11 protein-coding genes and 1 riboswitch are annotated in these 13,357 nt (G+C 40.4%); of the genes, 1 reads left to right on the top strand and 10 read right to left on the bottom strand.

The window, feature by feature from the left end:
* The first annotated feature begins 350 nt into the window (after positions 1–350).
* A complete protein-coding gene (locus LQ203_RS08710) occupies positions 351–896 on the top strand; it encodes an NAD(P)H-dependent oxidoreductase (RefSeq protein ID WP_230157242.1) in 546 nt (181 codons plus the stop codon).
* Between the two features lie 116 nt (positions 897–1,012).
* Here the strand turns inward: LQ203_RS08710 and LQ203_RS08715 are convergent, their stop codons facing one another.
* The 10 genes from LQ203_RS08715 to LQ203_RS08760 all read right to left on the bottom strand — a co-directional run bounded on the left by LQ203_RS08715 (position 1,013) and on the right by LQ203_RS08760 (position 13,348).
* A complete protein-coding gene (locus LQ203_RS08715) occupies positions 1,013–1,798 on the bottom strand; it encodes an SDR family oxidoreductase (protein WP_230157244.1) in 786 nt (261 codons plus the stop codon).
* 15 nt (positions 1,799–1,813) lie between these two features.
* Complete coding sequence (locus tag LQ203_RS08720; RefSeq protein ID WP_230157246.1) at positions 1,814–2,668, bottom strand: RhaT/GlcU family sugar-proton symporter; 855 nt, start codon at positions 2,666–2,668, stop codon at positions 1,814–1,816.
* Positions 2,669–2,901: 233 nt separating this feature from the next.
* Positions 2,902–3,486, bottom strand: a complete 585-nt coding sequence (locus LQ203_RS08725) for a hypothetical protein (protein WP_230157247.1) — start codon at positions 3,484–3,486, stop codon at positions 2,902–2,904.
* 51 nt (positions 3,487–3,537) lie between these two features.
* Positions 3,538–5,490: a primary-amine oxidase gene (locus LQ203_RS08730; RefSeq protein WP_230157249.1), complete on the bottom strand. Its 1,953-nt coding sequence runs from the start codon at positions 5,488–5,490 to the stop codon at positions 3,538–3,540.
* A gap of 86 nt (positions 5,491–5,576) precedes the next feature.
* Complete coding sequence (locus LQ203_RS08735) at positions 5,577–6,527, bottom strand: DMT family transporter (protein WP_230157251.1); 951 nt, start codon at positions 6,525–6,527, stop codon at positions 5,577–5,579.
* Positions 6,528–6,608: 81 nt separating this feature from the next.
* On the bottom strand, positions 6,609–8,081 hold the full coding sequence (locus LQ203_RS08740) for an aldehyde dehydrogenase family protein (protein WP_230157253.1): 1,473 nt from the start codon (positions 8,079–8,081) through the stop codon (positions 6,609–6,611).
* 202 nt (positions 8,082–8,283) lie between these two features.
* A complete protein-coding gene (locus tag LQ203_RS08745; protein ID WP_230157254.1) occupies positions 8,284–9,117 on the bottom strand; it encodes a helix-turn-helix domain-containing protein in 834 nt (277 codons plus the stop codon).
* A 355-nt stretch (positions 9,118–9,472) separates the two neighbouring features.
* Positions 9,473–11,299, bottom strand: a complete 1,827-nt coding sequence (locus LQ203_RS08750; RefSeq protein ID WP_230157256.1) for an APC family permease — start codon at positions 11,297–11,299, stop codon at positions 9,473–9,475.
* A 140-nt stretch (positions 11,300–11,439) separates the two neighbouring features.
* Positions 11,440–11,583, bottom strand: a riboswitch (cyclic di-AMP (ydaO/yuaA leader).
* Positions 11,584–11,910: 327 nt separating this feature from the next.
* A complete protein-coding gene (locus tag LQ203_RS08755; RefSeq protein WP_230157258.1) occupies positions 11,911–12,366 on the bottom strand; it encodes a GtrA family protein in 456 nt (151 codons plus the stop codon).
* Positions 12,326–13,348, bottom strand: coding sequence for a glycosyltransferase family 2 protein (locus LQ203_RS08760; RefSeq protein WP_230157261.1), 1,023 nt, complete (start codon positions 13,346–13,348; stop codon positions 12,326–12,328). The genes LQ203_RS08755 and LQ203_RS08760 overlap by 41 nt, the downstream gene beginning before the upstream one ends.
* Positions 13,349–13,357 lie beyond the last annotated feature (9 nt).

Consider the following 13,357-nt stretch of genomic DNA (forward strand, 5'->3'; position numbering starts at 1 on the left):
TCCCCTCCATAGTGAACGGCTAACACTTTGAAAACCGATGATCTTTCAGAATATCGTCCAGTTTCAACTGGAAAAATTGTAACATATTCATGTACAGCTTGCGAGAATGAATCATTTTTTCATAGCTAAAGAGTCGATTTTACATGTACATGTCTGAAACAGGAAAATAGGTGGCCTTAAAAACGGCTCATGCACTTACTTGGTATCAACGAATGCTCGCTTCTTAGGATCGCTGAAAGATTATTTCCTAAGCATCCTTTTTCCATTTTATTTAATTTCCAATTATAATAGGTAAGTGGAACTTATTAACATGATTATCCATGAAAAATAAACTGTCGGAGGTAATGATGATGAAAGTTGTTGCAATAGTGGGAAGTATTCGTAAAGAGTCTTATAACCTAAAGCTTGCTAAATATATTCAAACTAGATATCAAGATCGGTTTGATCTCGAAATCTTAAACATTCGGGATCTTCCTTTCTATGACCAAGATATTGAAAATGATCCTCCTGCAGTCGTAAATGAATTTAAAAGTAAAGTGGCTGATGCAGATGCAGTCCTATGGGTAACACCTGAATACAACGGGACGATTCCAGGGGTATTGGGCAATGCCATCGATTGGTTATCGCGTGTCGATAAGGTATTGATCGGTAAACCTTCATGGATCATGGGTGCGTCCATGGGGCAATTAGGAACAGTTAAAGCTCAATTGCATTTGCGTGAAATCTTATTTGCTCTAGGTATCTCCTCCCCACTTCTCCCTGGGAATGAAGTATACGTTGGAGCCGTGCATGATAAAATCGATAGTGACGGAAGTCTTACACATGAATCGACTGTCCAGTTCATCGATACGGTCGTTGATAATTTCATAAACTGGTATAATCATCACACTCGATAATCTTTTAAACAAAAATCCCGGCAGGAATTGATCCTGCCGGGATTATTTTAATCAAGAATCGTGAGAAGCGACCCTTTACCTCAATGGCTGATTTGCGCCTTTTCCAAGCGGATGACTTATCCTCTTCCAGCTTGGAACGAAGGATATTTGGTCATCCCGCCATCAGCGAATAGAGTGATGCCCGTTACATAACTGGATTCTGAAGAAGCCAGCCATGCAGCAACCGCGGCAATTTCCTCAGGCTTTCCGATATACCCCATTGGAATCATGCTTTCCAGATCCTTTTTCTTTTCGGGATCTTCAAGCTTGTCAGCATTTATTGGCGTGGCTATGGCTCCAGGCCCAATGCTGTTCACACGAATCCCTTTCGGCGCATACTCAAGCGCCAGGGTTTCCGTAAGCAACTTCACACCGCCCTTGCTTGCTGCGTAGTGAACGAATAAGGGCCAGGGAATCATCTCATGTACACTGGACATGTTTATTACATTCCCTTTAACATTGTTCTCTACAAAATACTTGATTGCTTCACGGCAGCCTAAGAAATTGCCTGTCAAGTTGGTATTGATTACTCTATTCCAGTCGCTTAACGGCATTTCGTGCGATGGAACAGGATTTTCTATTCCTGCATTATTAATGAATATATCAAGTTTGCCGAATTCCTTTATCGCAGATTGAACAAGGTTAATCATATCTTCTTCAACAGTGACATCGCCTTTCACTGCAACAGCTTCCCCACCATTGGTTTTGATTTCTTCCAATACACTATCCGCTTCCTCTGATTTATTGCGATAATTAACCACGACCTTTGCCTTTTCCTGTGCAAAGCGAATGGCCATCGCTTTTCCCAACCCAGTGGATGAACCGGTTATCACAACGACCTTACCTTCTATATCTGTATACATTTCATCGCCCTCCAATTAACTTTTTGCCAGTCCTAGCATAATCCCGGCTATGATGATCAAGATAATTCCAATAATGATTCCAATCAGTTGGCGTTTTGTTTTCTTCTCACGTAAAATGATGATCCCGCCGAGAGTTGAGATGACTATGCCCATTTGAGATAGGGAAAAACTCGTAGCGACTCCCACACGAGGCTGGGAAATGAATAAAAACATGTTACCTGCAGCCCATATCAATCCGGGAATGATATTCCGAATCGCATATTTGTTAAACGGTTTATGTTTAAAAGTCAATAACAGACCGCCTATCACCATACCAATCGCTTGAGGGAACAACGCCGACCAGCCATTAACATCAAAAAGACGGGCAACGACCACATAGACCAAATAACCAAACGTCGAGATGAGGAGAATAACGATTCCTTTCTTCAAGTTGCCCTTTTTACCCTCTTTTGACTCTTTATCTTCCAATGAAGTCAGGACAATACCAATAATAATGAAAACTAAGGCCAAAACCCCTAAAATGATCGCTTTCATTGTGGACCATTCGTGAAAAACAATGACTCCGAATAAGGTGGTCGATATGAGCTGCAACCCGGTTGAGATCGGCATCGTTTTGGATACGCCCATTAAATCAATGCTCTTAAGCTGATTAGCTTGTCCAACAGCCCAAAAAAGACCAGAGACAACCCCTACTCCAAACACCAAAAGAGACAACTTAATATCAGCAAAAATAAAAACCCCAATTGAAAAAATCAAGGCGCCAATCGTTGTACCTAATGTTTGACTATAGGGTCCCCCACCTAGTTTCACATTGAATAAAACGATGCTTCCCCAGAATAATGCCGGTAAGAGAGCTAATAATATATCCATCTTCAACCCCCATATGTAAGTTCAAATCCAATGCAGGAAATTTTTTGTCTTCTTTTAATATGTTCGCATTCTTTGAATTGAGTCTTGGTAATTTTATGAAGTATCATTTTTATGAAGGGAAGATTGATTTGGATTTAGACACATCCGCCACAAATAGATTCAACACAAAAAGGGCTGCCCTCGCAGCCCTTTTTGATGAGTGAAAATATTATTTCTCCATGTCTCCATAGCAGCTATCCACCATGTTGATGATGCTGCATGTCCATTTCCGGATCATTCCCGACCTTGAAAAAATCACTTTCCCAAGCAGCCGTCGTTCCGATAATGATGATGGAGAACAAGAGAGTCAGGAAGAAAGGAGCAAGTTCCCTCAGTCTTTTTGTTGGATGTGTTTCTTTTACATCATGCCTCTTTATATTAAATGTCACAAATAATATACTGGCAAGATAAATCAGATCCATCGAAACGAGCATGAAAGTTTGTGAATCAATACGCAGCATGACCCCAAGCATAGCGCCCATCATCGCCCCCATCAGAGTTGTTGATAGAGATTCCATTACCGCAGTTAAACCGAATGGCCTTCCAATGATGAAGGCTGTTATGGCACATATTGCGATGGCTACAACAGTTAAAACCGCCAGCATGCCGGGTAACAAAAATGCCAGGATTAAACTCAAGGTTAAACTTGTCGTCATGCTTAACATCATGACCATGCATTTACCCAGGCTCGTGCCAATATTACCTTTATTCCGATTGGCTTTTTTGGAAAAATAAAACGTATATGCCCCGACTATGATAAAACTGGTAAGCAGCATCATTTGATTCGCTCCCCTTCTAGTAAGAGCTATTTTTGTGAGACGGCCGATTCTTCAATGACAGGAAGTGTTATTATCCATATGGCAAGCCGAATTCTTTGGTTTTGATGGAGGCACGTCAAGAGCCGGATTCCGATCGAAAAAGCCTACTGGTTTCAAAATGAAGCTAATATATGCAGTCGGCATGACCGGCCAATCCTCAGGCCGGGTTATATGATGGTGACCCATGTTATACCAGACCACAACGTCATCATTTTCAATGGAGCGATCGGCTTTAACCCACTCTTCCAGACCTTCTCCCCCTGCATGTTGGTTTGGATACCGCCCTGATGCAAACTTTTCTTCCAGATCGAATGGCGTCACCCAAAAATGATGCTTTAAGAATCCAGCCCGTTTTAAAAGGGGCGAATCATCATCGGCGAACGGGAAACAATTTTCACCTGCGAACAATTTATAACCAACAGGTTCTCCCAATCTATTCGTTTTTGATGGATTGACAATCTTCCAGAAGCGCGCAGTTCGCAAATCCAGATCTCGAACTGCCTCCGTTTCATGTTTTAGCAGAGTCGAAACCGGGTAGAAACCATTGCCATATGGGTTGTCCGGCCCCTTCTCCATCTTTTTTGTATTGACCTCATAGACTGAATTATTGCTTCCGTCAACCATCATATCCAGCCTCATATTGAAGAAATGCTGATGGTGTGCTGCAAATAATTGAGGAGCAACCAAATTGCCGTGTGGATGCTTTTGGCCTGGTTCGATGGCTTGTGTATGCAATATGCCTGTCAACTTCACTTCAAACTGTATCGTCCCGTCTTGAAAGAAATACCAATAAAATCCATATTCGTAATTTCCGACTGTCGAGATGCTTGATAAGACCAGTCTTCTTGAACGGCGGACTTCAACATGACCGGTCCTCCAATCCGTATGTTTCCAACCAATTCCAAAGTCTTCCTCATGTAAGCAAATGGCGTTTTTGATATGAATGACATCCCCTTTACTGTCCACCAGGTTCGCATCAAAGTACTTGATCTCACCTAGACAGTCGCATCCAAGTTCCAGTGAATTAGCCAACATGCCGATTCCGTATTCCCCTGCATCGAAAGCATTGTTCCTGTTCACCGGATCTGTTGGGTCACCATAAGGCACCACCATTTCGGATAAAGATGCTCTATAGAGGATTGGCCGATGCACTCCGTCATCATTGTAACTGACCGTATGAAGAACAAGACCTTCACGAGAGTTGAAACCAAAACGAATCTTCCATTTTTGCCAATCGATCACATGGCCTTTTGTCGTGAAACTTGGACCTTCCGGTTGGATGATTTCTAAAGGTTTTACATCCTGCCTCATTTTCCCGACTTGATCGGGTGTATAATTTCCATCAAGCGGTGGAAACGGTATGACACCTTTATCCACAATCTTGATGACTTCCATCTTATTTAAATCTACTAGGACATATAATCCTGAAATGGGGCGTGCATACCCATTATCATATAATGATGTACGGTAATAGCATAAAGCCCTTACGATTCGAACGTTCTCTTCTTCTTCAATCCCAAAATTCCCCGCAGACCATGGATCTACCATAATATTGTCCATATTCGTAAGCCCCCTTTTAGCAAGGGCCTCTATCATCTCCGGGTGGCTTTTCACGACTTCTTGACACTCCATGAATTCATCTGCCATGATGGATGGCTGCACTCCCGGAATCAGTTTCCATGATTTTATGTTGCCTTCCGTTAAAGAAACGACAGCCTCATATGTCTTTCCCTCTTTATTATGGAGAACGATACAGAATGCTTCTCTCTTGATTTGTTCTTCATCCTGATAATTCAAAACAATGGATTTTGCCGGTTCCAGTAAGCTAATGTTAGCAAAACGGTATTGGTCATCCATTTCTTTATCACGTTTTAAAATCTTGACCGTCAACTCAAGTTCTTCTGCCGATAATGGATCAAGCGGATGATTTCCCCTCGCTACTTTCAAGTTTGATGTTCTTTCCATCGTACCCTCTCCTTTTAGGTAAAATATTCGTTCTATCTATTACGGTCATCTTTTCTTACAAACTGACTTCCAAATTCCAACGTTTTTTATTTTCCTATTGCATCCTTTTTTTCGAAAGTTGGCGTTAGCTCATTTCCTACCTTTTCTCTTTCTTTTGATTCAGCTATGAATATTGAAATAATTAATAGTAAAGTAGCAATGATATCTACCGTTCGTAATTCATCACCTAGGAATAACACGGCATATAGCGTCGCCGTAATCGGAATGATTGCCGTTGCCATCCCTATGGTGCTTGCTGGTACCTTTGGAATTCCTAAGTACGTAAATACATAAGCAAGCACCCAACCAAGCAATGAGTACGCAATGACAGCACTCCATAAACCGGGCGTCAGTTTTCCCCAATCAAAAGATATTGCCTCATAAGTAGCCATTGGCAAGGTAGTTAGCAGCCCCATTAAGCATAGTCCTGCTGCCATCGTCACCGGGGGCACTTCCACTGCTAATTTTTTTGCATATACAAAAAACAATCCTAATGAAACTACCGCCAATATCATGAAAGTAATCCCTAATTCACTGGATTCCCCCTCCGTATTCGCACCTGCAAGCTCCATTATCAGAACAGCTGAAACAGCTAGTATGATGGCTATGCTCTTACGGATGTTCAACCGCTCTCCCAATAATATGAAGGAAAGAACTAAAGTTACGGCAGGCACCATGCTATTGATGATTCCAGCAGCTATTACACTAGAGTATTTCAAACCATATAGGAGGAATACCGTATATAATGTAACGGTAAAAAGAGATTGCATGAATATTCCAAAGTACGTTTTATACCCTAACTCTTTCCACTTGATTTTCTCGTATATTTTCGCTGATGGCAGTAAGATGATACAAGCGATGGCAAGCGTTATGGTTGTAAACAGCCATACGGGAATGGTCGCCATTGCAACACTTCCGGCCGGGATTGAGAGACCTAAAACAACCATATTCAATATGATGAAGATATAGCCAATATTCAGTGAACCCACCCCAATCATACGGTTTATCAAGCGGAATGCTGGAAACGAAAACTTAGTTAACCTGCAAGCGAGAAAGCGATGACTAGACGCTCACTCCCTTTACACCCCATACCAGTTCAAGCCTTGCTCGTTCAAATCGATCCACACATTTTTTGTTTCCGTGTACATATCCATCGCTTGGATACCCAGTTCCCTCCCAAAACCGCTTTGTTTCCTTCCGCCAAAAGGAGCTGCGCTATCGAGCATGCTAAACGTGTTCACATAAACCGTTCCCGCTTTGAGTCCCCTTACCATACGATGCGCTCTTTTTAAATCATTGGTCCATACTCCTGAAGCCAACCCGTACAACGTGTCATTTGCCTTGCTCAATGCATCCTCCTCATCTTTAAACTTAATCACCGACAAAACCGGTCCAAATATCTCTTCACGGGCAATTGTCATATCATTTGTGACGTTCTCAAAAACAGTGGGCGTGAAGAAATAGCCATTTCCTGCCTCCCTGTTTCTTTCGCCGCCGATGACAAGATTAGCACCCTGCTCCAGACCAGCCGCTACGTATTGTTCAATTTTGTTTAATTGTTGTAAAGAAACTTGCGGACCCATTTGGGTCGTTTGTTCTAAAGGATTCCCTACACGGATCGATTGTGCTTTCTTCACGAATGAATCCATGAATCGATCATATATGCTTTCTTGCACAAAAAGTCTTGTACCGGAGGCGCAAACCTGACCTTGGGCGAAGAAGATGCCAAACATGGATCCATTCACTGCATTTTCAATGGAAGCATCATCAAAAACTATATTTGGTGATTTGCCCCCTAATTCAAGGCTTATCGGTTTTAAGTTCTTACTTGCTGCTTGCATGATGAGGCGGCCAGTTTGAGTTGAGCCCGTAAAAGCGATTTTATCGACGTCAGGATGGGAGGAGAGGGCCTCACCCGCCACCTTCCCATATCCCGTAATGACATTGATGACTCCATTTGGAATTCCGACTTCCTGAAAGATTTTAACCAATTCCAGAATGCTCACCGGAGTTTGTTCTGCTGGTTTGATTACGATCGTATTGCCTGCCGCTAAAGCAGGCGCAAGCTTCCACATCGTCAACATTAGAGGAAAGTTCCAAGGTACTATGGCTCCAACGACGCCGATGGGCTCCTTCAGGGTAAAATTGAACCGGTTATTAGGAGAAGCAAGGGTGCTTCCCTGGACTTTATTTGCTAATCCTGCATAAAATTCAAGTACATCTATCATGGCTGGCATTGCAATGAATTTCGTTTCGTTGATTGGCAGCCCGTTATCCTGTGATTCAACTTCGGCTAGCATATCGGCTTTTTCCCAAAGGGCCTGTGCCACTTTATTTAGCAATCTCCCTCTATCTCCCGGTGCCATTTCAGCCCACGGGCCTGATTCAAATGCCCTTCGTGCAGCTTTTACTGCCAAATCAACATCTTCCGGACCAGCCTCGGCAACTACAGCATTCACTTCATCCGTTGCAGGATTTAGTGATTCAAATGTTTTTCCGGATAAAGAATCAACCCATTTCCCATCAATGAACAATTGATACTTCTTCCCCATCATCATTCCCCTTTCGAGTGGAAATTTCTTTAACAACCAATTCTATTAAAACAATAAGGCTACACACTTTATTTTTATTGTAAAAAGCGGAACATTCTGATTATTGATAACACAATAAAAAACCAAACAAAATAGATCCTCGTCATCTTGAACGGGATCTTGTCACTAGAATCTATATATACCAGGAAACCTTATATTGAACTTAATTGGTTGGGTCAGACAATTTCTTTGAGACGGTATGCATGAATTTATTAGGGGTCAGGTAACCAAACTTTTTAAATTCATTAATTAAATGTGATTGATCATAATATCCATTCTCATTAATTACATCCCATACTGTAAAGAAATGTTTGTTCAATAACATATGCAGGGAGTTCTGGAACCTCACTATTTGACTAAATAATTTTGGCGGCATTCCTACATGAGCGTCGAATTGCTTTCGCAAGTATCTTGTAGAATATCCTGTCTCAACGGCCAACTGATTCATATTTACATTTCCTTTAGTAGAATATATTTTATTCAAGGAATAATCTATAATTGCCGGCAAATCATTACATGCAAATATATTATTCCCTATTTCTTCTTTGAAAAGCTTTATTCTTCCACGAAAATCCTGTTCATTTATTAACCTTTCCATAATGGTAGGTTCAATTGTGATCATATCGGCTAATGGAATTTGGCAATCAATCACTTCCTTCATGGAATATTTAAAAAGCTGGGTTTCTTGTTTAGGTAAAAACCTCACACCGAAATATTCACAATTAGCCTGAAAGTTTATCCTTTTGTACTTTAGGACAGTCCCGCATACATTTGCGGAGGGTCTAACGGGATCGCAATAAAATAATATATCGATGCACCCATCTGGAATAACAGACATTGGTTCTATTAAATCTTGATTAATTTTAAATTGATAGAATAATGTAGTTGAATGGTCCGAATTTCTTTGTTTATATTCTATATAGTAATCCGTAAGTGTCTCGAATGCCGGTTGAAATGGAAAATAATCAAAGTTGTTGTAACTCTGAATGATGCTCAACGATCATCACGCTCCTATTATATTACATGATCAGACCAGCCCTCTGAAGGATAAAACTGGAATTCTTAATGCGGAACGCACCTATTTTCTTTTTGCGGATTTACCTCATGTAATTGACTGCACGTGTCAACGGTTGAATGGTCATCTATATACTTCACATTTCAGGAACTTTATCATTATTTCAATGCCTGGCATTTCCAGCATAGGCGTGTTGTTTTTATTGTTTTCGACAAGCATTTCCAAAACCCTTTTAAGTGATAAAATTTATTACATATACTGCCTTGAACTGCGGTAAACATGAAAAGAAGCAAACCGTGTGAAGGTTTGCTTCTTTTCATTTAGAACATAATGGAGATTACTTTTTCAAATGATATGGTACTGTCGTAATAACTACATTCCTTCTGTAAAGCAAGTAGGCACGGATCAGTAAACTAGATTGATTATGAAGAATATTGTGCCAGCCTTTCTTCGGAATGAATTGCGGAATGATGACAGTAACTTTATAGTTAGATTCCCTTGCTTTATGTTCAACTGTATCAACAAATTTCGTTAATGGCTGAATGATACTCCTGTAATAAGAGTTCAGTGTGACGAGTCTAACATCTGGTTGCCACTTCTTCCACTTTTCTTCGAATTTTTTTTCATCCTCTCTTTCGAACGCAACATAAACGGCAATAACCTGATGTGCTGAAAGGGATTTAGCATAATTTAAGGAGTTTTCAACCACATGAGTTATACCCGCCACAGGTACAATAATGATATTCCCTTCTATTGGTAAGATAGGCTCACAAGTTGTAATCCTAAGTTGGTCACCAACTGCTTCATAATGCTTTCTAATACGATGAAAAATAATAATGATGATTGGCAAGAAAATCAATACAGGCCACACCTGATTGAATTTAGTTAAAAAGAATATCATCGTGACGATAAAACTAATAAAGGCACCGATTGAATTAATGGTTAATTTCGTCATCCAACCTTTTGGCTTTTCGCGTATCCATTTAAGAATCATACCGGTCTGAGACAACGTAAATGGAATGAATACTCCCACCGCATAAAGTGGAATAAGATTTTCTGTATGTCCTCCAAATGCGATTATCAAGATGATTGACGCAAGCCCCAGAATGATAATTCCATTGGAATATCCCAATCGGTCTCCTCTAATCGTGAACGCCCTTGGTATGAATTTATCCTTTGCAAGATTTACCGCAAGCAAAGGGAAAGCAGAATAGCCAGTGTTGGCAGCAAGGATTAATATCAATGCAGTCGTACCTTGAATAAAGAAATACATGAAATTCCGTCCAAAGATCTCTTCAGCAATCTGCGAGACGACCGTTACCTCTGCGCTAGGAACAATGCTTAAATAATAGGCTAAGAATACAATTCCTGAAAATAATACAGCTAGTAAGGAACCCATCGCTATTAAGGTTTTAGCCGCATTATTAGGAGCCGGATTTTTAAAGTTCGGAATCGCATTGGAAATGGCTTCAACACCTGTCAATGCCGAGCTGCCTGATGCAAAAGCTCTTAGCAGTATAAATAAACTGATGCCCGCTACTGGTGTTCCGATCGACGCATGCAATTCAGGATTAACTTCGCCCGTCGAGATTTTGTATAATCCTACACCAATCAGAATGAATAACGCTAAAACGAATAGGTACACCGGATAGGCCAAAACAGAGGCCGACTCGGTTACTCCTCTTAGGTTTAGGATGGTAAGCAGAATGACAAAAATGATAGCAATGATCACATTATGGGAATGCAGGCTAGGAAAAGCAGATGTGATGGCATCAGTGCCGGCAGAAACACTTACCGCCACAGTCAATATATAATCGACCAACAAAGATCCACCAGCTATCAACCCTGGGTTGACACCTAGATTGTTTTTTGAAACGACATAGGCTCCTCCACCATGGGGATAAGCAAAAATAATTTGCCTATAAGACAAAATCAAAGCAGTTAACAGGATCAATACTCCAATGGCAATCGGGATGGAATACCAGAATGCTGTTACACCGATTGTGATCAGCACGATCAATATTTGTTCCGGACCATATGCCACCGAAGACAAAGCATCGGAAGATAGTATCGCCAAAGCTTTTGTTTTATTCAGTTTTTGATCACCAAGTGCATTTGATTTTAAGGGCCTGCCTATCAAAAACCTCTTTAAAGAAGATAACATTAAGAACTCACCGCCATATTTAATAAATTATAAGTTTATGTTGCCCAGCCATGTGAAAAAAAAAAAAAGAAAATAAAAATGCCTGCAATCCATAATTAAATAGACCTGCAGACATCATTTTTTTGTCTCACAAGCTCCACCTTCCTTCTCATAAACGCTTACGAGGTTAGCTGTCGGATTCGGACCTTTGAGTAGCCCTACCTTATTAAGGATTCACCCCTTGAATTGTAAAACAATCCCAATAACGGTTCCCCCGTGCCAAAAGACTTCAGCGATTTAGAAATATGAAACTGTTGATTATCATACTCCCGTGAATTGGAAAAGTAAATGAAAATTTTGCACATAAATACAATAATTTATTGATAGTGAGGTCATGTTGATAACGCATACTTCATATGTGACCCAAACACATGATTTGAAGGAAGGAAAATGATGAATACCTGGCTAAAAAAGAAAGTGAAAATATTATTTTGTTGAATTTTCAGAAAGTGTGATTGAAGAGATTATTGAACATTTTGGTTGTCCTAAAAAGAAAAAATGACCAGCCTCGCAGAAATCGCCAAGGCAAACCTGAACACCTCTCCATTCAATCTAACTCACCTTTCGATCTGCTAATTCCTGCCTTCTTGAATTGGTTTCAAAATACTTTTTTTAAAAACAAAGTATTTCTGTCCCATATAGTTAAGTACTGTATAAAAGACTGTTCCAATCAGTACAGCCACATTTTGTTGTATGGACAAACGAACAGACCCTTCCATAGATTCTGCGATGGCTTGACCTAAAGAATACGCGACTGAATAACTAATCAGGATGACGCAAAAGAAACGGGCAGCCCCTCTACGCCACTCTATATCGCTTCTAAAGGTAAAGTTCCTGTTTAACAGAAAACTTGTTACAGCTCCCATACCATTGCCGAAAAAGGTCGAGATCCAATAAGATAAACCAAGAACATTCATAAAAAAAAGCATGATGGAAAGTCCAACCGCTGTATTGACTATTCCAACCAGTAAAAAGCGGATAAAGGAATTAGTGCGTTCCAGAAAGTTTTTCCAAACTGTTTCGTTCATTGTCTAGTTGCTCCCGTTTTTTTAAATCAAGCGGATTAAATAGATCCAAATCCACAATATATTTAGGCCGACGTTTGGATTCATTATAGATTTTACCGATATATTCCCCAATCAAGCCGACAGCAATCAACTGTAGTCCACCGATCAACCATATAGAGGTAATTAATGAGGTCCAGCCAGTTTCTGTTTGCCCATAAAACTTTAACCATAAAAAGTATGATCCAAAAAGTAAGCTTACGAAAAAAGAAAGACATCCAAGCCATAATACAAGCCGGATCGGTGTAACTGAAAAGGAAGTAATCCCATCCAGTGCAAATGCAACCATCTTCTTCAATGGATACTTCGTTTCACCAGCCAATCTTTCTTTTCGATCATAATAAACAGAGGCCGTCTTAAACCCAATGAGTGGAACGATTCCTCGTAAAAAAAGATTCGTTTCTTCAAATCGTTCCAACTCTACAATTGCCCTTTTGCTCATTAGTCGGAAATCAGCATGGTTATAGACAAGGTTAACCCCCATCTTGTTCATCATTTTATAAAACGCTTTCGCTGAAGTACGTTTAAAAAATGAATCAAGCTCCCTTTTCTGGCGGACACCGTATACAATTTCACATCCTTCAGTGAATTTCCGAATGAATTCAGGGATGACCAGAATATCATCCTGCAAATCTGCATCGATGGAAATCACACAATCCGACGCTTCCTTTGCTGTAAACAATCCTGCCAGGAGTGCATTTTGATGACCTACATTCCGAGAAAGCTTTAGCCCGCGAACAAGCTCATTGTTTATCGTTTCCTTGTAAATGATTTTCCACGTTTGATCTTTGCTTCCATCGTCAACCAACAAAATCTTACTTTGAACGGAAACAACCTTCTCTTCGACTAAATTCCTCAACAATCTACAAAGCTGGGAAATCGTATCTGGCAAAACACATTCTTCGTTATAACAAGGTACAACAATCGTTAATATTGGTGAATTCACAATACCCCC

Origin of the sequence: Peribacillus sp. Bi96 (genome assembly GCF_918698115.1) — a bacterium.
Classification (GTDB): Bacteria; Bacillota; Bacilli; order Bacillales; family DSM-1321; genus Peribacillus.